Origin of the sequence: Microbacterium sp. Yaish 1, from assembly GCF_002245215.1 — a bacterium.
Taxonomy (GTDB): domain Bacteria; phylum Actinomycetota; class Actinomycetes; order Actinomycetales; family Microbacteriaceae; genus Microbacterium.
Genome location: NZ_NPMR01000002.1, coordinates 1,136,506 through 1,161,654 on the forward strand (window position 1 = coordinate 1,136,506; position 25,149 = coordinate 1,161,654).

At 71.2% G+C, this 25,149-nt stretch carries 19 protein-coding genes and 1 tRNA gene; 5 read left to right on the forward strand and 15 right to left on the reverse strand.

Translation table 11 applies throughout. The annotated features are described in order from the left end of the window. Positions 1 to 42: 42 nt before the first annotated feature. Positions 43 to 115: transfer RNA gene (locus CI089_RS14535), tRNA-Trp, on the reverse strand. A 245-nt stretch (positions 116 to 360) separates the two neighbouring features. On the opposite strand from CI089_RS14535, the gene CI089_RS14540 reads away from it, so the two are divergent. The 3 genes from CI089_RS14540 (at position 361) to CI089_RS14550 (ending at position 6,582) form a co-directional block, all read left to right on the forward strand. Further along, positions 361 to 1,740, forward strand: a complete 1,380-nt coding sequence (locus CI089_RS14540; protein ID WP_094262156.1) for an HNH endonuclease signature motif containing protein — start codon at positions 361 to 363, stop codon at positions 1,738 to 1,740. A gap of 170 nt (positions 1,741 to 1,910) precedes the next feature. Further along, positions 1,911 to 3,761 carry an HSP90 family protein gene (locus CI089_RS14545; protein ID WP_094262157.1) on the forward strand — a complete coding sequence of 617 codons (1,851 nt, stop codon included), beginning with the start codon at positions 1,911 to 1,913 and terminating at the stop codon, positions 3,759 to 3,761. A 34-nt stretch (positions 3,762 to 3,795) separates the two neighbouring features. Beyond that, entirely contained in the window at positions 3,796 to 6,582 is a 2,787-nt protein-coding gene (locus CI089_RS14550; RefSeq protein ID WP_094262516.1) for a tetratricopeptide repeat protein, read from the forward strand. Positions 6,583 to 6,676: 94 nt separating this feature from the next. Here the strand turns inward: CI089_RS14550 and CI089_RS14555 are convergent, their stop codons facing one another. Genes CI089_RS14555 through gabT form a run of 7 tightly spaced genes read right to left on the reverse strand, consistent with a single transcriptional unit; the run spans position 6,677 to position 16,189 of the window. Then, complete coding sequence (locus CI089_RS14555) at positions 6,677 to 8,044, reverse strand: NAD-dependent succinate-semialdehyde dehydrogenase (protein ID WP_094262158.1); 1,368 nt, start codon at positions 8,042 to 8,044, stop codon at positions 6,677 to 6,679. An 18-nt stretch (positions 8,045 to 8,062) separates the two neighbouring features. After that, entirely contained in the window at positions 8,063 to 9,529 is a 1,467-nt protein-coding gene (locus CI089_RS14560) for an NAD-dependent succinate-semialdehyde dehydrogenase (RefSeq protein ID WP_094262159.1), read from the reverse strand. Further along, a complete protein-coding gene (locus CI089_RS14565; protein ID WP_094262160.1) occupies positions 9,526 to 11,085 on the reverse strand; it encodes an APC family permease in 1,560 nt (519 codons plus the stop codon). The genes CI089_RS14560 and CI089_RS14565 overlap by 4 nt, the downstream gene beginning before the upstream one ends. Further along, entirely contained in the window at positions 11,082 to 11,984 is a 903-nt protein-coding gene (locus tag CI089_RS14570) for a universal stress protein (protein ID WP_094262161.1), read from the reverse strand. The genes CI089_RS14565 and CI089_RS14570 overlap by 4 nt, the downstream gene beginning before the upstream one ends. Continuing rightward, positions 11,981 to 13,339, reverse strand: coding sequence for a flavin monoamine oxidase family protein (locus CI089_RS14575; protein ID WP_094262162.1), 1,359 nt, complete (start codon positions 13,337 to 13,339; stop codon positions 11,981 to 11,983). The genes CI089_RS14570 and CI089_RS14575 overlap by 4 nt, the downstream gene beginning before the upstream one ends. After that, a complete protein-coding gene (locus tag CI089_RS14580; RefSeq protein ID WP_094262163.1) occupies positions 13,332 to 14,828 on the reverse strand; it encodes an amino acid permease in 1,497 nt (498 codons plus the stop codon). The genes CI089_RS14575 and CI089_RS14580 overlap by 8 nt, the downstream gene beginning before the upstream one ends. Before the next feature lie 2 nt (positions 14,829 to 14,830). Further along, positions 14,831 to 16,189 carry a 4-aminobutyrate--2-oxoglutarate transaminase gene (gabT, locus tag CI089_RS14585; protein WP_179223350.1) on the reverse strand — a complete coding sequence of 453 codons (1,359 nt, stop codon included), beginning with the start codon at positions 16,187 to 16,189 and terminating at the stop codon, positions 14,831 to 14,833. 84 nt (positions 16,190 to 16,273) lie between these two features. Here gabT and CI089_RS14590 point away from each other — a divergent pair, with 84 nt between their 5' ends. After that, entirely contained in the window at positions 16,274 to 17,800 is a 1,527-nt protein-coding gene (locus tag CI089_RS14590; RefSeq protein WP_256978009.1) for a PucR family transcriptional regulator, read from the forward strand. Between the two features lie 102 nt (positions 17,801 to 17,902). Here CI089_RS14590 and CI089_RS14595 read toward each other — a convergent pair whose 3' ends face one another. From CI089_RS14595 to CI089_RS14620, 6 genes are read right to left on the reverse strand one after another with little or no spacing between them, the layout of a single operon-like run. Beyond that, on the reverse strand, positions 17,903 to 18,751 hold the full coding sequence (locus CI089_RS14595) for a MurR/RpiR family transcriptional regulator (protein WP_094262166.1): 849 nt from the start codon (positions 18,749 to 18,751) through the stop codon (positions 17,903 to 17,905). Next, positions 18,741 to 19,574: a phosphonate ABC transporter, permease protein PhnE gene (gene phnE, locus CI089_RS14600; RefSeq protein ID WP_094262167.1), complete on the reverse strand. Its 834-nt coding sequence runs from the start codon at positions 19,572 to 19,574 to the stop codon at positions 18,741 to 18,743. The genes CI089_RS14595 and phnE (CI089_RS14600) overlap by 11 nt, the downstream gene beginning before the upstream one ends. After that, positions 19,571 to 20,371 (reverse strand): phosphonate ABC transporter, permease protein PhnE, encoded by an 801-nt coding sequence (gene phnE / locus CI089_RS14605; protein ID WP_094262168.1) that lies wholly within the window; start codon positions 20,369 to 20,371, stop codon positions 19,571 to 19,573. Before phnE (CI089_RS14605) ends, phnE (CI089_RS14600) begins: the two co-directional genes overlap by 4 nt. After that, positions 20,368 to 21,186 carry a phosphonate ABC transporter ATP-binding protein gene (gene phnC, locus CI089_RS14610; protein WP_094262169.1) on the reverse strand — a complete coding sequence of 273 codons (819 nt, stop codon included), beginning with the start codon at positions 21,184 to 21,186 and terminating at the stop codon, positions 20,368 to 20,370. Before phnC ends, phnE (CI089_RS14605) begins: the two co-directional genes overlap by 4 nt. Beyond that, positions 21,183 to 22,157 carry a phosphate/phosphite/phosphonate ABC transporter substrate-binding protein gene (locus tag CI089_RS14615; RefSeq protein WP_094262517.1) on the reverse strand — a complete coding sequence of 325 codons (975 nt, stop codon included), beginning with the start codon at positions 22,155 to 22,157 and terminating at the stop codon, positions 21,183 to 21,185. The genes phnC and CI089_RS14615 overlap by 4 nt, the downstream gene beginning before the upstream one ends. A gap of 38 nt (positions 22,158 to 22,195) precedes the next feature. Beyond that, positions 22,196 to 22,861, reverse strand: coding sequence for an HAD family hydrolase (locus tag CI089_RS14620; RefSeq protein ID WP_094262170.1), 666 nt, complete (start codon positions 22,859 to 22,861; stop codon positions 22,196 to 22,198). A gap of 80 nt (positions 22,862 to 22,941) precedes the next feature. Here CI089_RS14620 and CI089_RS14625 point away from each other — a divergent pair, with 80 nt between their 5' ends. Beyond that, positions 22,942 to 23,598, forward strand: a complete 657-nt coding sequence (locus CI089_RS14625; RefSeq protein WP_256978011.1) for an amino acid deaminase — start codon at positions 22,942 to 22,944, stop codon at positions 23,596 to 23,598. On the opposite strand, the gene CI089_RS14630 is transcribed toward CI089_RS14625, so the two are convergent. After that, positions 23,595 to 25,025, reverse strand: coding sequence for a helix-turn-helix domain-containing protein (locus tag CI089_RS14630; protein WP_094262518.1), 1,431 nt, complete (start codon positions 25,023 to 25,025; stop codon positions 23,595 to 23,597). The genes CI089_RS14625 and CI089_RS14630 overlap by 4 nt on opposite strands. Between the last annotated feature and the right edge of the window lie 124 nt (positions 25,026 to 25,149).

Here is a 25,149-nt window from a genome sequence, read left to right on the forward strand (position 1 = left end):
AACCCACCTGATACCTTCCGTGTGCCGGCTGACGCCGACGCGCAGGGCGGACAGGAATCGAACCTGCAACCTGCGGTTTTGGAGACCGCTGCTCTGCCAATTGAGCTACCGCCCTAGAGATCCTTCGGATCCCGGGGTCTACGCCCGCATTCCTCCACGGCCGTCGAGTCTTCGACGCTTGGGCATGGCGAAAGAATGCAGATTTCGACTGCTCCTCTCAGTGTACGTCATGACTGCCAGGGTCGCGAACGTCGGCGCGATTTCAGCGCGGACTCCTCCCCTGGCGCGACGTGGGACGAGTAGCCCACAGACGTACGTACGTTCGATGGGGATGTCTGAGGCTGGTGCCAGGATGGGAACATGACAGCGAACGGCGGTAGTGGGCTCGGGGGTGACGGTGCCGCGGATGCGTCGCCGCACGCCGAGGCGTTCTCCGTGTTCGCGGAGGCGCTCGACCTGGTCCACGCCGGGGATGTCGCGCGGGTTCGGGCGTTGGCGGAGCTGGGCCGGTCGGCGATGCGTGAGGCGCGACGTGACGGCGTGCGGGGGATGGCGTCGGACATGGAGCTGCGGTCGGTCGCGGCCGAAGCAGCCGGGATGGCGCGGCTGACGGATCGTCGCCTGCAGGGTGAGATCGACCATGCGATGACGGTCATCGACGACTACCCCGCGGTGTTCGAGGCGTGGGTTCAGCGGCGGATCGAGCGCGGCCACGTCGATGTGGTCGTGCGAGTCGGTGCGGGGGTGCCGGACGAGGTGCGGGAGTCGTTCGCGGAGGCCGCGGTCGGGGTGTGCGAGCGGGATGTGCCGTCGCGGGTGCGGGGGACGCTGGAGGCTCTCGCGGCGAAGTTGCACCCGCAGGCGTTCACCGAGCGGCACAAGACTGCGGCGGCGGAGCGGTGCGTGCGGGTGTTCCACGGGACGGACGGGATGTCGAACCTCGTCGCCAACCTTCCGACCGTCATCGCCGCGGGGATGCTCGACCGGCTCACGCAGATGGGGCAGTCGGTGAAGGATGCCCGGGTCACGACTGGTCCGGAGGGCGGGTCGGATGCCGCGGGGTCGGGCGAGCCCGCTGATACGCGGACGATGGATCAGCTGCGGGCCGACATCCTCGGAGACCTCGTCCTCGGCGGGGCACCTGTGGTCGATCCGACCTACGGAACCGACCGGGCCGGCGGGCTCGGCGCCATCCGGGCACGCGTGCAAGTCGCCGTCACCGCGGAAACCCTGATCGGGCGCGACGAGAACCCCGCCGAAGCAGTCGGCGCCGGCCTCGTCGACGCCGACACGGTCCGCCAGCTCGCCGGGCAGGTCAGCGAGTGGGACCGGTTGTTCATCGACCCGGTCACTCGCACCCCGGTCGAGATCGACACGTACCGGCCGACCGCGTCGATGAAGAAACTCCTGATGGCCCGGGATCAGCATTGCCGGTTCCCCGGATGCCGCCGTGCCGCGATCCGGTGCGAACTGGATCACACCATCGACCACGCCCTCGGCGGGCACACCCACATCTTCAACCTCGCCCACCTCTGCCAACGGCACCACTCCATGAAGCAATTCACCAAGTGGGAAGTCCGGCAGCTCGGCAATGGAGTCCTGGAATGGACCTCACCCCTCGGCCGGATCTACCGCGAAGACGTCCCCATACCCGCCGTGTGCTTCACGATCGACACCGCGGACCCGCTGCGCTCCCGCGCCGGAACGGGCGAACCGCCCGGCGAGCCGCCACCCTTCTGAACCCGGTCAGGTCGCCATTCCGACCCCGTCAAGCTGCCCGTCACCCGACGGCGATCTGACGCGCCGATTCTGGACGCGAATCAAAAATGCCCCCTTACCGGGAACTGTTACGCTCTGCTGTCGCACCGAGGACGCCATCGGTGGTGCTTACCCGAAACGAAATCAGGCGGATGAATACCGGACGATCACAGCAGTTCCAGGTCGACCTTCGCGGCATCGTCGACCTCCTGAGTCGGCACATCTATTCGGGTCCTCGCGTGTTCCTGCGAGAGCTGATGCAGAACGCCTGCGACGCGATCACCGCTCGCGCCGAGTTCGACGCGAACGCAGCATCGGCCGGAGTGCCGCGCGAATCGAGCGGCATCCGCATCACTCCCCTCAGCGACCGCAGCGACGAGTTCATCGTGCGCGATGACGGCATCGGGCTCACCGCCTCAGAGGTCACGGACCTCCTCGCAACCGTCGGCCGCAGCTCGAAGCGCGACATCTTCGACCTCCCCAGGAGCGACTTCCTGGGGCAGTTCGGCATCGGACTGCTGTCGTGCTTCATGGTGGCCGAGACGATCGTCATCCGATCACGGAGCGCGCGCGGGGGCGACGCCGTCGAATGGCAGGGCAACGCCGACGGCACATTCACGGTGCGGACGATTCCCGATGACCTCCCGGTCGGCACGAGCGTGCACCTGCGGCCGCGCCCTGGCCAGCGCGACCTCCTCAGCACGCCCGCGACGGTGGAGCTGGCCGAGACGTTCGGCGAGTTCCTCCCCATCCCGGTGCGCGTCGACCTTCCCGGCGGCGGCGAGCAGCTGACGACCCGCACGCCTCCCTTCCGTGCCGCCACGACCGGCATCGACGAGGCGGCCCGCTGGGCCTACGGGCGCGATCTGCTCGGCCAGGACCCGTTCGACGCGATCCCGCTGCACGTCCCGGGAACCGACACCGTCGGAACCGCGTACGTCCTCCCCTACGCTCCCCCGCCCGGGGCCCGCCAGGCCACCCGCGTCTACCTCGGCCGGATGCTGCTGAGCGAGAACGCCGACGACATCCTGCCCGACTGGGCCTTCTTCGTCCGCGCCGTGATCGACTCCACGGCCCTCAGCCCGACCGCGAGCCGCGAGGCGCTGGTCGAGGACGACGCCCTCGAGCACACCCGCCAGGAACTCGGCGCCGCGATCCGGCGCTGGGTGCTCGACCTCGGCCTGACCGAACCGCACCGACTCGCGCAGTTCGTCGCGGTTCACGAAGTCGCTCTCAAGTCGCTCGTGCGTCATGACGACGAGCTCGCCGCCTTCATCGTGCGATGGCTGAGCGTCGAGACCACGCACGGCCGGATGCGCGTCGGCGACCTGGTCGGCCGCTTCCCGCACCTTCGATACGTCGAGACGGTCGACGAGTACCGCCAGATCGCCGGCATCGCCGACCCCCGGCAGCCGCTTGTCAACGGCGGGTATCTGTTCGACGCCGAATTGGTGCGCCTGCTCCCGCTCGTGTTCGACGGCGTCACGGTCGAGCACGTCGACCTCGCCGAGGAGCTCGAACGGCTCGATCCGCCCCCGCTCGACGATCGCGCCCGCGTCCTCGCACTCGAGGAGCGCGCGAGCTCCGCCCTGTCGGCTGTCGGATGCACCGTCGCGGTGCGTTCGCTCGACGCTGCCGAGATTCCCGCGGTCTACCTCGCGGGCGCCGAAGCGCTGCGCGCGATCGACCGCGGCCGAGCACGATCGGTCGGCAGCCCCCTGTGGGGAAGCGTCATGGACCGCATCGACGCGACTGCCCAGAAGCTGCGCCCGGCGTCGGCTGAGAGCGCGTCCGGGGGCGTCCGCCTCTGCCTGAACTGGCAGAACTCGGTCGTGCGTTCGCTCTTGGACATCCCCGACGACCTCGCCTTCGCGCGCACGGTTCACCTCCTCTACGTCCAGGCGCTCCTCGCCGCCCAGCGCCCCCTCAGCGGTGACGACCGCGCGCTCATGATGGGCGCGCTCCATGCGCTCGTCGAACTCTCCGCGCGCCCTGCGTCCTGACCGCATCCCGCGCCTCGCCCCACGAAAGGACAGCATGAGCAGCGACCGTATCCTCGAACTGTTCGAGCAGATCGACCGCACCCCCGTCGGCATCGAAGAACGAGCCCTCATCAACGAGGCCATCGCCCTCGCCGTCGATGCGGGGGACGAGCCCCTGGAGTACCGGGCGCGGATGCGACTGACCTCGTCCGCCTGCATGAGCGGCGACACCGAGGCGATGCTGACCTCCTTCGCATGGTGCCTCGGCAAGCACGACGACGACCCCGAGCGCTTCCCCGCCGACCTCGGTGACGAGACCGCCGACCTCATGTGGCAGTTCAAGTGGATGGCCGACAGCCTGGCCGCGTCTCCCGCGTTCGACCGGGAACAGATCGCCGCCGTGCTCGACGACATGGAGAACCACTACCGCGCCGCCGGGCTCGGTCAGAGCGGCGTCCTCATGGCCCGCTTCGAGAACGCGTGGATGGCCGGCCGCCTCGACGAGGCCGAGCAGCTGCGCACCAAGCTCGAGACGACACCCCGCGACAGCCACAGCCACTGCGAAGCGTGCGTCCGCAGCGTCGTCGCCGGATACCTCATCGACACCGACCGCGAAGACGAGGCGATCCGCCTCGTCGAAGAGCTCGTCGAGGGCGACTTCTCATGCGGTGAAGAGCCGGAGCACGCGCTCGCCCGGTCGCTCGTCCCGTACCTGCACGCGGGCGAATACGACAAGGCACGCCTCGCTCACCTGCGCAGCTACCGCCTGGCGAAGGACAACGCGGACAACCTCGCCATCGTCGCCGACAACATCGTCTTCTGCGCCATCACCGGCAACGAGGCACGGGCGCTCTCGCTCGTCGAACGCCACCTCGACTGGCTCGCGCACGACGCGCTCGGCGTCGACGGGCATCTCTCCGCCCTCACCGCCTTCGCGATCGCGCTGGAAGCGGTCAGCGCCGCGGGTCACGCCGACACCATCGTGCGCGGCGCCGACTCCGAGCGGCTTCGTGCCTTCTTCGGCGACCACGACGGCCCGTGGCGTGCCGCCGAGCTGGCCGCGGTGATGCGTTCGGAGGCCGAGCGGATCGCCGGCGAGTTCGACCGCCGCGACGGCACCGACGGCCACCGCCGCCGCCTCGACCGGGCCTGGGCCGTCGGGCAGGAGCGCTATTCGCTTCCCCTCAGCGCCGAACCCCTGCTCCCCCGCGTCGCCCCCGTGGCCGCGCGCTCGGCCGAGGAGCTCGTCCAGCGAGCGATCGACCTCGCCGACTACGGAGCCTCGGAAGCGCTGGCCGCGGCGGATGCAGCGCTCCCCGGCGCGACCCTCGAGCAGCGCGCCAAGCTCCACTCGGCGCGCATCGCCGCTCTTGTCGCGCGCGACGACCTCGAGGGCGCCCAGGCGGCTCTGCAGGACCGTCTCGACGCCCTCCGCGCCGCCGGCCGCGACGCGGAGGCCCAGGTCGAAGAGCGCGCCGGGCTCGCGCTCTTCGGACGCAGCACCCCCGACGACCTCGAGACGCTTCGCGCGGTCCTCGCCGACGGCGAGAGCCTGCCGCCGCGCCTGCACGCGATCGTGGAGGTCGTACTCGGCATGGCCGTCGCCGAGAGCGACCCGGAGACGGCCCGCGAGCTCTTCGACGACGCGCGCGACCGCGAGGCCGCGCTCGGCGACGACGACCTGCGCCGCATCGTCGCGCTCGCGCGTGCGTCGTTCCAGGGCGCCATCGGCGCGTTCGACGAGTGCGACGCGACGATCGCCGCCGCGCTCGAGAACCCCGCACTCGGCGCCGGCGCACGAGCCCGGCTGCTCGGGCTGCGCGCTCGCATGCGCGGTGGCCAGGAGCGGTTCCTCGACGGCGTGACCGACGCCGACGAGCTCTGCCGCATCCTCGTCGAGCTCGACGCGCGCAGCGTCCTCGCCGGGGCATACGTGCTCGCGGCCGCCCTGAACGAAGACGCCGGCGCTCCCGGCGAGGCGGTCGCGCGCTACCGGTTCGCCGAGCGCGCCGCGACCGAGAACGGCGACTCCGTGACCGCGGTGCAGTACCGCCTCGCGCGGGCACTGCTCGCATCCGGCTCTGCCGACGAGGCCGCCGAGCTGCTGGTGAACGTCTACTCCGACGAGACCGACCGCGACGAGCCTGCGGCCTCTCGCGCCCAGACGCTCATGCTGCTGGCCCGCGCCTTCGAGGACGCCGGCGAACCCGGCCGTGCCGTCGGCGCCTGGGATTTCGCCGCCGAGCTGTTCGACGAGGGAGAGGCCCCGGTGGGTCGCGCCAACGCCCTCCTGTCGCACGGACGCCTGCTGCACCGGTTCGGAGAGTTCGACGACGCCCTCGCCTCGCTCGAGACGGCGGTCGCGATCGCGCGCACCGACCCCGACCAGGGCGGCCTGCTGGCCGAAGCGCGCCACTCGGAGGGCCAGGTCCGGGCCGCCCGCGGCGAACCCGAGGCGCTGACGGCCCTCGATGAGGCGCGCCAGATCGCGTCCGGTCTCGGCGCCCCCTGGCTCGTGGCCGACATCACCGACTCGCGAGCCCGCGCGCTGGCGATGCTCGGGCAGGCGGACGAGGCGGTCGCCACCGCCCTCCAGGCCGCCGACGCGTTCGCCGAGGTGGGCGACACGGCGTCCGCAGGCGCATCCGAACTCTTCGCCGCACGTGTCCTCACGCAGAACGAGCGGGCCGCCGATGCCGTCCCGCTCTACCGCTCGGTCATGGAGCGCGCCGCAGAGATCCCACCGCTGCTCCAGGTCGCCGCGGGCGAGCTGGGTGACGTCTACGAGACCCTCGGCCGCCCCGCCGAAGCCGCCGAGGTGCGTGCTCTCCTCGACGCCTGAGCCCGATCACCTACGACCCCGATCACCCACGACGAAGGGCGCGCCGATCCACTCGGCGCGCCCTTCGTGTTGCTCCGTGGGCTCTCGCGACGGGTCAGGCGCCCGTGCGGATGAGCTTCTTGTTCACGAACTCGTCGGCGGCGAGGAGCCCGAGCTCGCGAGACGTGCCGCTGCGCTTGACGCCGCCGAACGGCAGCCCGGCCTCGTCAGCGAGCACGAGGTTGATGTAGACCATTCCCGCGTCGATCGCATCGGCCACACGCTCAGCCTGCTCGGCATCCGTCGTGAACACGTACGACCCGAGCCCGAACGGGGTGTCGTTGGCGAGTTCGATCGCCTCGGCCTCGTCCGCGACCCGGTAGACCACGCCGACGGGACCGAAGAACTCCTCGCGGTAGGCATCCATCTCCGGTGTCACGCCGGTCAGGACCGTTCCCGGGTAGAAGGCGCCGTCGCGGCGTCCGCCGGTCACGAGGGTCGCCCCCTGCGCCACGGCTCGGTCGACCTGCTCCGCCAGCCGCTCCGCCGCCGTGAGCGACGACAGCGGTCCGAGAACCGTATCGTCGGCGAAAGGATCGCCGACCTTCGCGTCGGCCAGCGCCGCGGCGAACTTCTCGACGAAGGCGTCGTAGAGTCCATCGACCACGATGAACCGCTTCGCGCCGTTGCACGACTGGCCCACGTTGTCGAGGCGCGCCTCGGCAGCCGCCGACACCGCGGCATCCAGATCGTCGGTCGAGAGCAGGATGAAGGGGTCCGACCCACCGAGCTCGAGCGCGACCTTCTTCAGGTTGCGACCGGCGATCTCGGCGACCGCCGATCCGGCGCGCTCCGATCCGGTCACCGAGACGCCCTGCACGCGGCGGTCGGCGATCACATCGGCGGCCTGCTCGTTGCTCAGGTACAGGTTCGTGTAGACCCCGGCCGGGAAGCCCGCGTCGCGGTAGATCGCGTCGATCGCTGCGGCGGACTCGGGGCACTGCGGCGCGTGCTTGAGCAGGATGGTGTTCCCGACCGCGATGTTCGGCGCCGCGAAACGGGCTACCTGGTAGTACGGGAAGTTCCACGGCATGATCCCGAGCAGCACGCCGAGCGGGCTGCGACGGATGACCGCGGCACCCTCCCCCTCGATCGGGATCGGGGTGTCGCCGGTGATCTCGTCGATGTGGTCGGCGTAGTACGCGGTGATGTCGGCGGCGAAATCGACCTCGCCCTCCGCCGCGGCGAGCGGCTTGCCCATCTCGCGCACGATGATGGCGGCCAGCTCGTCGCGGCGCTCGCGGTGCAGCTCGGCCACGCGGCGCAGACGCTCGGCCCGCTCGGCCGGCGCGACGACGCGCGACCACGTGCGGTAGGCCTCGTCCGCCGCGCCCAGGGCGCGCTCGACGTCCTCGTCGGTCGCGGGGTCGTACGTCGCCAGGGTCTCGCCGGTGGCGGGGTTGGTCACGGCATACGTGCTCATCGGTTCTCCTTCGTCTCGTCAGTCGGCGGGGATCAGGGTGTACTTCGTCGAGAGGTATTCGTGGATGCCCTCGAGTCCGCCCTCGCGCCCGATTCCCGACTGCTTCACACCACCGAACGGGGCCGCCGCGTTCGAGACGACTCCGACGTTCAGGCCCATCATGCCGGTCTCGAGGCGATCGATCATCCGGTGGCCGCGCGCGAGATCCTGCGTGAACACGTACGACACCAGTCCGTACTCGGTGTCGTTGGCCAGGCGCACGGCCTCGTCCTCGTCGGAGAAGGTCGCGATCGCCAGGACGGGTCCGAAGATCTCCTCGCGCAGGATGTCGCTGCCCGCGGCGACCTCGGTCACGACCGTGGGCTCGAAGAACGTCCCCTCCCCGTCGATCGCCGAGCCGCCCGTGCGCACCGTGGCGCCCCGCGCGACGGCGTCCTCGACGAGCGCGCCGGTCTTCGCGACAGCCTTCTCGTCGATGAGGGGCCCGATCTGCACACCGTCCTCGGTACCGCGACCGATCTTCATCCCCGAGACGCGCTCGGTGAGCCGGTCGGCGAACTCGTCGGCGATCGACTCGTGCACGATGAAGCGGTTGGCCGCGGTGCAGGCCTGCCCGATGTTGCGGAACTTCGCGAGCATCGCGCCCTCCACCGCCTTGTCGAGGTCGGCGTCGTCGAACACGACGAACGGGGCGTTGCCGCCGAGCTCCATCGAGACCCGCAGCACGCCCTCGGCGGCCTGCTCGATGAGCTTGCGTCCGACCGGGGTCGAGCCGGTGAACGAGAGCTTCCGCAGCCGGGGGTCGGCGATGATGGGCGCGGCGACCTCGCTCGAGCGCGTCGCGTTGACGACGTTGACGACGCCCGCCGGGAGGCCCGCCTCCTGCAGGATCTGGACGAACAACGTCGTGGTGAGCGGCGTGAGCGCCGCGGGCTTGACCACGACGGTGCACCCGGCCGCCAGCGCCGGGGCGATCTTGCGGGTCGCCATCGCGAGGGGGAAGTTCCACGGCGTGATGAAGAAGGACGGACCGACGGGACGCTGCGAGACGACCATGCGGCCGGTCCCCTCCGGATTGAGGCCGTATCGGCCCGAGATGCGCACCGCCTCCTCGCTGAACCACCGCAGGAACTCACCGCCGTAGACGACCTCGCCGCGCGCCTCGGCGAGGGGCTTGCCCATCTCGAGCGTCATCAGCAGCGCCAGGTCCTCCTTGCGCTCCTGCACGAGGTCGAACGCGCGGCGCAGGATGTCGCTGCGCACGCGCGGCGCGGTGGCGGCCCACTCCTCCTGTGCCGCGACGGCGGCGTCGAGGGCGCGGATGCCGTCGGCGGGCGAGGCGTCGGCGATCTCGATGAGCGTGCGGCCGGTCGAGGGGTCGGTGACGGGGAAGGTCGCGCCGCCCTCGGCATCCACCCACTCGCCGCCGATGAAGAGGCCGCGTTCGATTCCCGCCAGCAGTCGTGTCTCGTTCTCGTGCGTCATCGCGCCACTCCTCTCGCGCGCCGGCTCACCGGCGCATCCTTGGTCAAAGTCTCGCCCCGGAAGAACGCGGGGCGCTTCACGGCCTGCCACACCATCACGACGACGCCGACGAGGATGACTCCCACGCCGAGGATGAACACCAAGCCGATGCCGCCGATCTGCGATCCGCTGCCGTACGCCGGATCCATCGTGTCGATGAGCGTCGTGACGAACAGCACCGCCAGGATGGCGCCGCCCACGAGCGGGAAGAGGAACGTGAAGAAGACGTTCCGTACCGAGTCGAACCACTGGCGCCGGAAGTACCAGACGCAGGCGAACGCCGTCAGGCCGTAGTAGAAGCAGATCATCATGCCGAGCGCGAGGATGGTGTCCCACAGCACGTTCTCGCTGACGATGCGCATGACGACGTAGAAGCCCGAGGCGACGATCGCCGAGACGATCGTGGCGTAGCCGGGCGTGAAGAACCGGGGGCTCACCTTCGCGAAGCTCTCGGGGAGGGCCCCGTAGTGGCCCATCGCGAGCAGTGTGCGCGCCGGCCCGACGAAGGTCGACTGCAGCGACGACGCCGAGCTGGTGAGCACCGCGAGCGAGACGAGGAACGCCAGCGGGCCGAGGATCGGTCCCGAGAGGTGGAAGAAGACGTTCTCCTGGATGTCTTCGTTGCCGAGTCCGAGCTCGCCCGTGCCGACGCCCGCGAACATGATCATCGCGATCGCGAGCACCAGGTAGAGAGCGACGATCATGACGACCGTGATCGTGGCGGCGCGCCCCGGGGTGCGCTCGGGGTCCTTCGTCTCCTCGTTCATCGTCAGGGTGACGTCCCAGCCCCAGAAGATGAAGATCGACAGCGACAGCCCGGCGGCGAAGGCGCTGAACGTCGGTACCGCGAAGGGGTTGAACCACGACCAGTCGAACGCCGTGGCATCGAAGGCGTTGCCCGAGACGGCCTCGACGATCGCCGCGATGGCGAACAGCACGAGGACGACGACCTGGAAGGCGACGAGTCCGTACTGCAGCTTCTGCGTCGTCTGCATGTCGCGGTACGAGATGAAGGTCGCGGCGGCGACGAACAGGACGCAGACGAGGACGTTGATCCAGACGACCGAGGCGAGGCCGGCGATCGACTCCTGCCCGGTGAGCTGGGCGATCAGCAGGAAGAGGAAGTCGACCGCGACACCCGCGAGGTTCGAGAGCACGAGGATGGTCGCAGCGACCAGCCCCCAGCCGGCCATCCACCCGATCCACGGGCCGAAGGCGCGCGTCGCCCACGTGAAGCTCGTGCCCGAGTCGGGCATGCGGTTGTTGAGCTCGCGGTATCCGAAGGCGACGAGCAGCATCGGGATGAAGCCGACGAGCACGATCGCCGGCACCTGGGTGCCCACGACGGATGCCGTCGGCCCGACCGCCGCGGTGAAGGTGTAGGCCGGGGCGATGCAGGAGATGCCGATGACGACCGCTCCGATCAGGCCGACCGTTCCGGCGCTCAGCCCCTTCCGGGAGATGCCGCCGGTGACGGGGTCGCCCGCGGGCACCCCCGTCTGTTCTGCTCGGGTCATGCGCTCGCTCCTTCGCGGTCGCTGCGGGTGCGGGGCACCACGATCATGGGGGCGGTGACGACGCGCAGCATCCGCGCCGCCGTGGAGCCGAGGAAGAGCCGTCGCGGCTGCGCGAGACGGCTGGAGCCGACGATGACGACCTCGCCGGCCTCCCACTCGAGGTGCGACACGGCATCCTCGATGCCGTCCCCGGCCGCGACCACCGCGGTGACCTCAGCCTCGGCTGGGAGGGCCGAACGGACCTCGTCCAGGACCTCCTGGGCGTGGTTCTGACCGACCGTGCGGATGGCACCGGTGTCGAGCCCCGCAGGCAGGTCGAGGGCGACGAGCGAGAGCAGGCGCACCGGTGCCGCGGTCGCCGCGGCGAGCCGGATGGTCGCCTCGACGAGGAGCTCGGTGCCCTCGCGCTCGCCCACACCGGCGGTCAGGCGCGTGATGCCGGTCTCGACCGGAACGCGGCGCGCGCCGCGCGGAACCAGGGCGACCGGCACGTCGGAGGAGTGCACGAGCTCGGTCGTCGTCGTGCCGAGCCGGTGCCGGCCCCGGTTGCCGCCGTCGGCCGCCCCGACGACGATGAGCGACGCGCCGAGCTCGTCGGCGGTGTCGATGAGCCCCGCCGCGACCGACTCGCCGTAGCGGACGTGGGCGCGGTGCGACACACCCTCGGGAACCTCCGCGGCGCCCTCCCGCAGCCAGCCGGCGGCCTGCTCGCGCAGCAGCCGCTCGTAGCCGGCATCCGGCGGGACGATCCCCGGCTTCTGAGCGGGGAGCACGAGCACGAGGTGGAGCGCGGCCCCGGATGCCGTCGCGAGGCGACTCGCGAAGGCCACGGCATCCCGCCCCGCCTTGGTCGCGGTGTATCCGACGACGATGCGGCCGCCGGACGCCGACTGGCTCATGCGCGGTCCGCTTCGAGGATCTCGTCGGCGACGCGGTGGCCCATGCGGATCGCCCCGTCGACGTGCTGGTAGCCGAGTCCGGCGAGGTCGCTGCAGGCGACGTGCAGGGGCGCGACGAGCTCGAGCTGCTCAGCGCCGTACCGGGTCAGGCCGCCCAGGTCGAAGCTCGCGGCGTAGGCGCCGCGCGTCCACTCCTCGCTGCCCCAGTCGCTCTCGTAGTAGACGATCGGGTTCTTCGCCTCGGGTCCGTAGTAGTGCGAGAGCGACTCGAGGATGCGCTCGCGCCGCTCGTCCGCCGACAGGCGGAAGAGGTCGTCGGCGTTCTGGTCGGAGACGAACCCGACGAGCGTGCCCCGCTCGTCGCCGTGGTTGGTGTTGTCGTACGCCTCGTGCGACAGCTCGTACGGGCTGAAAGCGGTGCCCGACAGCCCCTGCTCGCGCCAGAATGGGCGGTCGTAGACGGCGTGCACCTTGATGACGAAACCCATCGAGAAGTGCTGGTGCATCTGGTGCTTCAGACGCGGCAGCGGCGGCGAGAACGAGATGCGGTTGTAGAGCACCGGCGCCAGAGCGAGCACGACGTGGCGCGCCCGCACCGTGACCTCGTCGGTGCGGACGACCGCACCCGCGTCCGAGTACTCGATCGAGCGCACCGGCTGACCCAGCAGGACGTCCTCGCCCAGCCGCTCCGCGAGGCGCAGCGGCACCTGCTGCAGGCCTCCGACGACGCGCTTGTCGAGGATGAAGTCCGCGTCGACCAGGTGCGAGTACGAGCCCGCCGACGCCGCCATGAGCAGCGACTGGAGCAGCGAGAAGGTGTGCGTCGGCTTGGTGAGCATCGCCGATCCCGTGGCGAAGGCGAGGTTGCGCACCGCCTCGTCGTCGTCGGTCTGCTGTCGAAGCCAGGCGTCCCACGAGATGCGGTCCCACTCGGCCGCCTTCTCGTGCGCCCACGGCCGGTCGGGGTCGATCTCGGCGACCATCGCGTCCAGCCGCGCGGTGATCTCGTCGATGACGCGCTCGGTCTCCGGCGCCACCGGGAACATCTCGCCGCGGAAGCGGCGCGCCTGCCCGTCCGGGCCGACGTAGACGCTGTCACCGTCGCGGTAGCGCGTGTACGTCTCGAGTCCGAGGTCGGCGAGCGTGTCGATCAGCGCGTGCTGGTCGGGCGAGACCCACTGGCCGCCGAGCTCCAGCATGGCGCCGTCGATCTCCTCGGTCCACAGGCGTCCGCCGACGCGGTCGCGCGCCTCGAGCACGACGACCGACAGCCCGGCCTTCCTCAGGTCGTTCGCGGCGGTCAGTCCGGCCGCGCCGGCTCCGACGATCGCGACGTCGCGGGTGATCTCAGTCATTTCCGACTCCTTCGTTGGCAGAACCCGTGACCGGGGCGACACTCTCCCGGTCGAGCCGACGGGCGCGCAGGTTGCGGCGCACGAGCGGCCAGAACACCAGTAGTACACCGGTGGCGATGAGACTCGTCCACACCTGCGAACGCCCCGACTCGGTCGTGAGCATGACCACCACGACGGCGGCGATCGCGACGATCAGGAAGATGTTGAGCCACGGGTGCAGCCACATCTTCAGCTTGAGCGCGGCCACCTCCTCGGGCGTCATCCGCTGACGCAGGCGCAGCTGGGTGAGGGCGATGAAGACGTACACGAAGAGCGCGACGAGGCCGGCCGAGTTCATGATGAAGTCGAAGATGCCCGACCCCGGGGTGAGGAAGTTCACGAGCGTCGCGATGAGCCCGCCGATCGTCGAAGCCAGCAGCGCCATCACCGGAACGCCGGTGCGCGAGCGCCGCGCGACGATCTTCGGGGCGAAGCCCTTGTCGGCGAGGGCCGAGAACATCCGCGAGGCCGAGTACAGCCCGGAGTTGAGCACCGAGATGACGGCCGTGAAGATCACGAGCTGCATGATGACGTCGGCCCCGGGGATGCCGAAGCGCGACAGCGCGATCGTGAACGGCGCGTTCGCGACGTCGGTCGGCGCCGGCAGCTCGTCCCAGGGCACGACGGTGACGATCACGAGCACCGACCCGACGAAGAACAGCAGGATGCGCCAGATGATGGTGCTCGTCGCCTGCCGGATGCCCTTGGCGGGATCGACGGATTCGGCCGACGCCATGACGGCGATCTCGGTGCCGAAGTAGGAGAAGATCACGAGGGCGACACCGGTGAAGGCGACGCCGATGCCGTGCGGCGCGAAGCCGCCGTGCTCCCACAGGTTGGGGACGGCGAAGGTCGCCTGCGGCCACAGCCCGAGGGCGAAGAGGATGCCGGCGCCGAGGAACACCACGATCGCGAGCACCTTGATGCTGGCGAGCCAGAACTCGACCTCACCGAACGTGCGGACCGAGATGACGTTCGTGCCGACGAAGACCGCCAGCAGGATCAGCGACCATCCCCAGGAGGGGACGCCGGGGAACCAGGTGTGCATCGTCTCGCCGCCGAGCACCGCCTCGTAGGCGAGCACGCCGACCCAGAAGTACCAATAGAGCCAGCCGACGAGATAGGCAGCCCAGTCACCGAGCCCGACGCGCGCGTACTCCATGAACGAGCCGATCGCCGGACGCGACGCCGCCATCTCGCCGAGCATGCGCATCGCGAGGAAGACCAGCAGACCGCCCAGCAGGTAGGACAGGACCGCGGCCGGCCCGACCGTGCGGATGACGTTGCCCGACCCGACGAACAGGCTCGCGCCGATGATGCCGCCGAGCGTGATCATCGTGACGTGGCGCGACCGCAGCTTGCTCGAGCGCGCTTTCGTCACCGCCCCGAGCCCCGCGGACGTCTCGGGCGAGACCGGGTTCTTCCAGCCGCTGGAGCTCGGGGCCGCCACGCTCAGACCCGCCCGAGCGCCGCAGCGATGACGTCGAGGCCGTCGTCGAGCAGCTCGTCGCCGATCGACAGCGGCGGAAGGAACCGGATGACGTTGCCGTAGGTGCCGCACGTGAGGACGATGACGCCCTCCGCGATGCACGCCTTCGCGATCGCCGATGTCAGGGCGGCATCGGGGGCGCCGGTGGCGGGATCGACGAACTCGGCCGCGATCATCGCGCCGAGCCCGCGCACGTCCCCGATGCGGGGGTCGCTCTCGCGCATCGCGTTCAGCCGGTCGGTCAGGCGCGCCCCGATCTGCTGAGCGCGCTCGATCAGGCCGTCGTTCTCGAAGGCGTCGATCGCGGCGAGGGCCGCCGCGCAGGCGACAGGGTTGCCGCCGTACGTGCCGCCGAGGCCACCGGGGTGCGAGGCGTCCATGAGGTCGGCGCGGCCGGTGACGGCCGCGAGCGGCAGGCCCGCCGCGATGCCCTTCGCCGTCGTGATCAGGTCGGGGACGATGCCGAAGTGCTCGCTCGCGAACATCGCCCCGGTGCGCGCGAAGCCGGTCTGGACTTCGTCGGCGATGAACACGACGCCGTTCTCGCGGCACCAATCGGCGACCGCCGGCAGGAAACCATCGGCCGGCACGATGAACCCGCCCTCGCCCTGGATGGGCTCGATGATGACGGCGGCGAGGTTGTCGGCTCCGATCTGCTTCTCGATCTGCGAGATCGCGCGGGCTGCGGCATCCGGGCCCGACAGTCCGTCGCGGAACGGATACGACAGCGGCGCGCGGTAGACCTCGGGGGCGAACGGCCCGAATCCGCTCTTGTAGGGCATCGACTTCGCGGTGAGCGCCATCGTGAGGTTGGTCCGGCCGTGGTAGCCGTGGTCGAAGGCGACGACCGCCTGACGGCCGGTCGCCTTGCGTGCGATCTTGACGGCGTTCTCGACCGCTTCGGCGCCCGAGTTGAACAGCGCGGTCTTCTTCTCGTGGTCGCCGGGGGTGAGCCGGTTGAGGGCTTCGGCGACGGCGACGTACGACTCGTACGGCGAGATCATGAAGCAGGTGTGGGTGAACTGCGCGACCTGAGCCTGCACAGCCGCGACGACGGCGGGATGCGCATTGCCGACCGAGGTCACGGCGATGCCCGAGCCGAGGTCGATGAGCGAGTTCCCGTCGGCGTCGACGACGACTCCGCCGCCCGCGGCGACGGCGTGGATCGGCGCCGTGTGGCCGACACCGGCTGGGACGGCGGCGGCCTTGCGTGCCAGCAGCTCCTCGGAGCGGGGTCCGGGGATCGCGGTGACGACGCGGCGCTCCTGCGGGAGGGTCGGGCCGCCGAGGGGGATGGTCGGCGTCGAGGTCGTGGTGCTCATTCCGCGACAGTAAGACGCGCATCGCGCAACCCGCATTCACCGGGTTGTACAGTGATGCCACCTCTTATCGCCAGTATGTACAGGATGCCGATGCCCGCCGCCGCTCCCCCGTCGCCGACGATCCGCGCGCTGCTGACCCGGCGTGAACTGGATCTCCGCCTCGCGACGCCGGCCGACGACGCCAACCTCGATGCGCCGGTGCGCTGGGTGCACAGCTCGGATCTGGCCGACCCGACGCCCTTCCTCTCGGAGGACGTCGTCCTGCTCACGACGGGCACCCAGTTCGCCGGAGACGCCGACGCCGACGCGGAGGCGGAGGCCTACGTCGGCCGCCTGCGGGCGCGCGGAGTCCGGGGGCTCGGCTTCGGCACGGAGGTGGTCCGCGACGGCATCCCCGACTCCCTCCGGCTCGCCTGCACGACGGCGGGCATGCCGCTGTTCGAGGTGCCCTACCGGACCCCCTTCATCGCCGTCGCCCGCGCCGCCGCCGAAGCCATCGCCGCGCAGGCGTACGCCCGGCGCAGCTGGGCGCTCGACGCGCAGCGCGCGCTCGCGATCGCCGCTCTGCGCCCCGACGGCTTCGACGCGACGCTCGCCGAGCTCGCGCGTCAGCTCGGCGCGTGGGTCGGCCTCTACGACGCCTCGGGCGCGCTGACGCACGAGCACTCCGCCGCCGGGTCGTCGGTCGACGACGAGCTGCGCCGGGCCGTCGACGCCGAGGCGGTGGCCCTCCTGCGCAGGGGCGGCGGGACCGGTGCCGCGATGCGGCTGGCGGGGCACCCCGTCACTCTGCAGACCCTCGGCTCGGCGGGTCAGCGGGGCGTCCTCGTCACCGCCGGCGTCGAGCTCGACCAGGATGCCCGGGCCGTCGTCACCGCCGTCGTCGCGACGACGGGCCTCGCTCTCGAGCAGCGCCGGATGACCGCGGGAGCGTGGAGCGGACTGCGAGCGGCGCTCGTCGACCTCCTCGCCGACGGGCATCTCGCCCTCGCACGGAAGGTGGCGACCGATGCCTGGGGCGGCTTCCCCGGCGCGCCCTACGTCGTCGCCGTGGCGGATGCGCACGCGCCGACGGGCGCGCGCGAAGTGCTCGACAATCACGCCGCGGGCGGCCGGCTGTTCTACGGTCGCGACGAGGACGGCGTGCTTCTCATCGTCGGGACGGGCGAGCGGCACGTGCTCGAAGACATCGCCGAGCGGCTGTCGTGGCGGCTCGGAACCGCCGCGGCCGCGACCGACGACGACGTGACGGCGGCCCGCGACCGGGCCCGGCTCGCGCGCGACCGCGGGCGTCCGGGTACCGTCACCGATGTCGTCGATGCCCCGGGCGACCTGCTCGACGATCTCGCGACGGCGCCCTCTCGCGCCCGCGCCGGCGCCGAGCTCGCCCCGCTGCGCACCCACGACGCACGTCACGGCACGGCGCTCGAGGCGACGCTCCTCGCCTGGCTCGACAACGACGGCGCGCACGAGGCGACTGCTCGTGCCCTCGGCGTGCACCGGCACACCGTCCGCACGCGCATCGCCCTCGCCCAGCGCCTCCTCGGCCGCGACCTGTCGACCTTCGCCAATCGCGCCGCCGTCTGGACGGCCCTCCGCCTCTCCCCCTGAGCCCCGGGCCCCTTCCCGTCGACTCGCCACGAAATGCGGATCCGGGCCCCGCCGCATCCGCCGTTTCTGGCGAGTCGACGAGGAAGGAAGGGGCGAGGGGGGTCAGGCGCCGAGGTTGTCGGAGAGGATCTCGAGCACCTGCGCGCGCACGGCGCTCGCCCCGCCGGGCAGGCGCGCCGCCACCTCATCGGCGAAGGCCTCGACGAACAGCGCGTGCGCGGCGCGCGACGTGTGCTCGAGCTCATCGCGGAAGCTCGTCCCGGCCGGTGCGATGACGAGGGCGTGCGTCGCGCACTCGACGAGCGGGGATGCCGCGAACGAGGTGATCGCGATGACGACGGCTCCCCCGCGGGCTGCCGCCGCGGCAGCCCGCAGACTGGCCTCGTTGGCGCCCGACCCGCTCACGACGACGCAGACGTCGCGCGCGGTGAGCTGGCGCGCGGAGATCTGCTGCGCGATGACGTCCGCGATGACCTCGGCCGGTCGCCCCGCAGCGGTCAGGCGCATCGCGAGGTCGCTCGCGACCGGTGACGACAGGCCGTTCGCGACGACCAGAAGCCTCCCGGCGCCGACCACGGCCGTCACCGCTCGCTCCACCTCGTCGGCGTCGAGCAGACTCGTCGACGCCGGGAGCGCCGCCGCGGCTCGATCGATCGACCTGCGCACGCGCCCGAGTGCCCCGTCGCCGTGATCGGATGCCGCCGGCGCGGCCCCTCCGAGCTCGGCGGCGAGCGCGACCCGCAGCTGCGGATAGCCGCGGAACCCGAACGTCTGACAGGCGCGGACCACCGACGAACGCGCGACCCCCGCACGGTCGGCCAGCTGCTGCGCGGTGAGCTCGACGACGTCCTCGGGCGCGTCGAGGATCACGTCCGCGACGCGGCGCTCGGTCGGCTGCAGCCCGTTGCGGAGCGCTCGGATGCGCACGGTCGGCGGGGCGTTACCGGACACGTGCGCCCTCCATGATCCGTCGGCGGATGCGGCCCGAGATGCCGTCGATCGTCATCGTGACGACGATCACGACGATCAGCAGCATCCCCACCGTCGACCACTCACGGTACTGGGTGTAGGTCGTCAGCATGTCGCCGATCCCGCCGACACCGATGAGTCCGAGGACGGCCGACGAGCGCACGTTGATCTCGAAGCGGTAGAGCCAGAACGACAGGAACACCGGGGTCGCCTGCGGCCACACACCCCATCGCAGCACCTGCGCCGGGCTGCCCCCGGCCGCGCGCGCCGCTTCGATGGGTCCGGCCGGGACGGCTTCGACGGCTTCGTATCCCCACTTGCCGAGGGTGCCGATGCCGTTCACCGCGAGGGCGAGAGCGCCCGTGAGCGGCGTGAGGCCGGTCATCGAGAGGATGATGATCGCGAAGATGATCTCGGGAACGGCGCGAATCGTCGAGAACACGAACCGCAGGATCGAGCGCAGCCACGCCGGACCGAAGCCCCGAGCCGCGACGAGGCTGAGGGGCGTGGCGACGATGACGCCGAGCACGGTCCCGACCCACGCCATCTGTACGCTCTGCCATGTCTGCCACAGGGCGTCGGGCAGCTTCTCCCACGTCGGGGACGAGAACATGAGCCAGCCGTAGCGCACGAGCTCGGCGGGCAGGTCGGCCAGCCGCGACCAGGTGATGTCGACCGACCAGAACGCCAGGATGACGACGACGGTCACGCCCGCGGCGGTGAGGCTGCGCACGAGCCGACGCGGGCGGGTGGGCACGGCTTGCGCTGACGTGCGTCGCGGATCGGCGAGAACGGGAGCGGTCATGCGAGCCTCCGTCGCAGGGCGGAGCTGGCGGCGTCGATGACGAGCACGACGACGAGGATCTCCATGATGATGAGCGACAGCTGGTCGTATCGGTAGTAGGTGCGCACGGCGTCGATGATGAGGCCCATGCCGCCCGCGCCGACGAGTCCCAGGACGGTCGACGCGCGGACGTTGAGCTCGAGGACGTACAGCGTCTGCGCCGCGAAGGCGGGCCACGTATCGGGCAGGGCGAGGGCGCGGTTGATCTGGAGCTGCGTCCCGCCCGCGGCGCGACCCGCTTCGAGCGGCCCCGTGTCCATCGCGTCGATCTGCTCGGAGACGAGCTTGACGATGATGCCGACGTTGAAGAGCACGAGGGCGAGGATGCCGGGCAGGGCGCCGACCCCGACCATCGCCACCAGGATCGCCGCCGAGAGCAGGTCGGGAACGCTCCGGACGACGTTGAGCAGCGCCCGGACGGCGCCCCGCAGCACCGGATGCGGGTTCGTCGGCCGAGCTGCCCACAGGCTCAGCGGCAGCGAGAGCGCGGCCCCCGCCGCGGTGCCGATCACCGCCATCTGGAGCGTCTCCAGCAGCGGGCCGATGGTGCGCGGGAAGAACGACCAGTCGGGCTGCAGCAGCCCGAGCACCTTGTCGGCGCCGTGCTGCCAGTTGCGCGCGATGCCCGACAGGTCGAGACCGACGCCGATTCCCGGGAGGCAGGTGACCACGGTGATCGCGGTGACGACCCCAGCGATCAGCCACGGCACCGCGCGTCCGCGGGGTCGCGGCGGGACGACGAGTGCGGGCGCGCTCATGCGTCGAGCCGGTCTTCGGCCGTCAGCGATCGCCCGTAGATGCCGGCGAAGTCCGCGTCCGAGGCATCCGCTGCGAAGCCGTCGTAGACGACCTCGCCCGCCCGCATCCCGATCAGCCGCACGCCGTATGTGCGTGCCAGATCGAGCAGGTGCAGGTTCACCAGCACCGTGATGCCGAGCTCCGTGTTGATGCGCTGGAGGTCTTTCATGACTCCGTGCGCGGTGGGCGGGTCGAGGCTCGCGACCGGCTCATCGGCCAGGACGATGCGCGGCTGCTGGGCGAGGGCGCGGGCGATCGCGACGCGCTGCTGCTGACCGCCCGAGAGCGCGGCGGCGCGATCCCAGACCCGCGGCAGCATCCCGACGCGATCGAGCGCCTCGAAGGCGAGGCGCCGGTCGTCCGACCGGTAGGCCCCCAGCAGGGTGCGCCACACCGGGGTATGGGCGAGGCGGCCGACCAGGACGTTGTTGAGCACGCTCGTGCGACCGGCGAGGTTGAAGCCCTGGAACACCATGCCGATGTCGCCGCGCAGGCGGCGCAGCTCGCGCCCGCGCGCCGTGTCGACGCGCACGCCGCCGACCTCGAGCGCGCCCGAGGTCACGGGGACGAGGCCGTTGATCGTGCGGATGAGTGTCGACTTGCCCGATCCCGACAGCCCCACGACGGCGACCATCTCGCCCGCCCCGATCTCGAGCGAGACCCCGCGCAGGCCGAGAGTGCCGTTCGGGTAGCGCACCGAGACGTCGTGCAACCGGATGCCCGACGGCGATGCCGGGACCGAGGCCTCGGCATCGCGCGCAGTGGTGTCGGTCACTGCAGTCCGAGCGCCTGCGCGGCGCGTGCGACGACGTCGAGCGACGAGGCGTCGGCGGGGGCGAGCTTGGTGATCGAGTAGATGCTCTGGAGCACCTCCGAGCCCTCGGGGGTGTTCGAGAAGTCCTCCAGCGCGGTCGCGATGCGCTCGCGCAGCTCGGGCGAGAGGTCTGAGCTCAGCGCGACACCGTCGTTGGGGATCTCCTCGGTCATCGCGAAGACGACGACCTTCTGCCCGACGTCCGGGGTGTCCTTCTTCACGATCGTGCGCGCGTCCCAGAAGCTGAACCCGACCTCGGCGTCGCCGTTGTAGACGGCGAGCACGGACGCGTCGTTCGCGGTCACGGGCAGCTGATCGATGTCGGTGTCGGTGTCGAGCCCGGCCTCCTGCAGCGCGAGGATCGGGTAGATGTAGCCGGCGGGCGACCCGGGTCCGAGCACGGCCACCTTCGCACCCTTCACCTTGGTGATCGAGTCGAGGCCCGCGGGGCCCGTCATCGCGTCGGCGCCGTTGCAGAAGAGCATCCCGTCGCGCTCGACAGGAGCGTCGTCGCAGTACTTGTCGGGGTTGTTCGTCATGAACTGCGCGGGGTAGCTGATGTTGCCGTTGCGCTCGGTCTGCAGCACGACGTCGGCGCCGTACATGTCGCCTGCCTGCCACAGCTGCAGCGACGGGAGGAACCCGATCTGCGCCTGACCGGCGCCCATCGCCTCGACCGCGGCCTGGTAGTCCTTCGAGACCACACCCGTGACCTCGATGCCGAGCTCGTCGCTCAGGTAGTCGGTGAGCGGGGCTGCGGTCTCGACGAGCCCGTTCTGGTCCTGCGAGGGGACGAGGGCGAGCACGAGCGACGTCGGGTCGGCGGCGGCTTCGGGGGTGTCGCCGGCGGCGGGTGAGCCCGCGCAGCCGGCGAGGGCGATCGCGGCGACCGCGCTGACGGCCGCGGCGGCGAGGAAACGGGTGGTGCGCATGAGTGAGTGTCCTTCGGGTGAGGGGTGGATGTTCGGGGTCAGGGGGTGGATGCGGCCGCCCACGCCTCGATGCGCGGCAGCAGTTCGGTGAGCGTGTCGGCGTGGAAGGTCGGGGATGCCGCGGCATCCGTCCACGGGCCGACGAGCGCGGTGTCGTGTCCGCGCCGGTGCGCGGGCTCGAGGTCGTTCCGCCAGATGTCGCCGACCGCGAGCACCCGGCGGTCGCGGACGTCGGGCGCGTCGAGCAGTCGTTCGAGCCCCGCGGGCTTGCCCGCGTCGGTGACGATGCGCGCGAACGCTTCGCCGAGCCCGAGCGCGTCGAGGGTCTCCGCGACGCGGATCGCCGGGGCGTTGGTGACGAGCACGCACTCGGCCGGCAACCGCGTGGCCGCCGCTGCGAGACCGACCGGCGCCTCGACGGGGGCGAGATCGGTCCCCAGCAGCGCACGGCTGTCGAGGTAGGCACGCGACAGCGCCTCGGCCCCGACTCCCGCGTCCTCGGCGACGAGGCGGATCACGTCGTACGCGTCGAGCGGCGCCCCGTGTCCGGTGGGTCGGCCGCGGAGTCCGTCGTCGACCCGGGCGAGGAAGCGATCCGGTGCGCCGGAGGCAGCGGCGGCGGCGCGCGCGTAGGCGAGCACCGGCCCGTCGCCGAGGGCGACGGTTCCGTCGAAATCGAAGATGATGAGAGCAGGGTTCGGCACGGATCGGACTTTCTGAGTGGACGCTTCGTCCATCGTTAGGTGAACACGTGGACACAAATCCCACAGCCGATGAACTGCGGATGAACGAGATCCGACGACTCGATGCGGCGGCCGCGGCCTCGGCACGCGGCGATGCCGGGCAGGCGTTCGACGCGGTCCCGTGGCTCTCGCGATCGATCGCCGCGGATGCGGCATCCGGTCGCTTCGCGCGCTGGTCGCGGTCGACGATCGTCGACGAGAACGTCGGTGCGCCCGTGCTCGACCGTGCGGTCTTCGACCGGCTGCACGATCTCGCCGGCGAGCCGAGCGCCTGGCCGGTCGGGAACGCCGGGGTGCTCCACGTGTACGGCTACCTGCTCTCGCTGACGCCGACGCCGTACGGCCTGAAGCGCGAACGCTGGCTCGGCCCCGAGCTCGCCGACGCGTTCGGGCTCGCCGACGATGCGTTCGCGCCCTGGGCGGACGGGCCGACGCTTCTCGAACGGGTGACGGATGCGGCGACGGGCCTGCTCCGCTCCCCCGCGGCGGCGCGGTCCGAGGCCGGCGGCGAGTACGTCACCGCCCTGTCGGCCTCCACCGGTCCCGCCGCGCTCGTGTACGCGCGTGTCGCCGACGACGACATCCGCCTGGTGACGACCTTTCCCGTCGCCGACGCCGCCGCCGTCCTGACCGCGATCGACACGGCCCCGCCCGCCCCCGGCACCCCCTACCGCCCCCGGTGGAACGCCGCCAGCTAGGAGGGCGCGTGGGACTCCAGGAACGCGTAGAGGTCGGTCGTGTCGACGCCGGGGAAGGCGCCGGTCGGCAGAGTCGCCAGCAGCGTGCGCGGGGTCTTGACGTTCGGCCACGCGGCGGCACGCCACCGCTCCTCGAGGTCGGCCGGCGCACGTCGGCAGCACACGTCGACCGAGTGCCGCGACACCCCGCGATGGGGTGTGTCGCGCCCGAGGAACCACTTCGTGTCATCGAACCGCACGCCGACGCTGACCGAGTGCGCGCCCTCGCTCGAATGCTCGACGCGAGCCGTGCACCAATAGGTCCCGTTGCCGGTGTCGGTGTACTGGTAGTACGGGTTGAAGCGGTCGTCGACGTCGAAGACCGCCCGGCTCGTCCACTCCCGGCAGCACAGCTGCCCCTCGATGGCGCCGAGCCGGTCGGTCGGGAAGTCGACGTCGTCGTTCTCGTACGCCTTCGTGATCGTCCCCGACTCGTGAACCTTGAGGAAGTGCACCGCGATGCCCAGGTGCTCGGTCGCGAGGTTCGTGAAGCGGTGCGCGGCGGTCTCGTACGACACCGAGTACGCGTCGCGCAGGTCTTCGATCGAGATGGCACGCCGCTCCTTCGCCTCGCGCAGGGCGGGCACGGCATCGGCCTCGGGGATCAGCAGCGCACCGGTCAGGTAGTTCGTCTCCACCCGCTGCCGGAGGAACTCGTCGTAGCTGGCCGGCTCGGTGTGACCGAGGATGCGGCTCGACAGCGCCTGCAGCACGGCGGTCCGCGGATCGGCGGGGGTCGCAGCGGCGAGGCGGCTCGACAGGTACAGCCGCCCATGGGCGAGGTCGGCGACGCTTCTGGTCGTCTGCGGCAGATCCGCGACGTAATGGATGCTGAAGCCGAGATGCCCCGCGATGTCGCTCGCGGTGCGCTGCGTCAACGGCCCGCCCGGGTGCCCGACCGCCGCCAGCAGCTCCCGCGCCTGCTGCTCCAGCTCGGGGAAGTAGTTGTTCTGGGTCCGCATCAGGCGCCGCAGGGCGACGTTGGCGCGGCGCGCCTCCTCGGGGGTCGCGGCGCGCTCGTCGTGCAGTCGCTCGATCTCGCCCTGCAGCGCGAGAAGGGCGCGCAGCACCTCGTCGGGCACGGCGCGCGGGATGCGGAAGGGCGTGATCCCCGCGCTCCGGAACGTCGGCCCCGTCATCGCCCGGGCGACCTCAATCTCCAGGGCCGCACGGGGATCGAGCTCCTCGGACTCGAGGAGCGCATCGAGCGAGGTACCGAGGGCGCGCGCGATCGTGCGGAGCAGCGAGAGCTTCGGCTCGCGGCGTCCGTTCTCGATCATCGAGAGCTGGCTCGGCGCACGCCCGACGGCAGCGGCGAGGTCGTCGAGGGTCATCCCTCGGCCGGTGCGGATCTGCCGGATGCGCCGGCCGATCGTGAAGGCGTCCATGTCCTCATCGTCGAGCGCCACGCCCGCGGCGGCGACGGCATCCTTGCGCGTCATGGCGGGATTCTGTCACGAAAGCAGAAGATCGAGCGATCTTCTCCTCGAACCCGGGCGTGCTGCGCCCGGT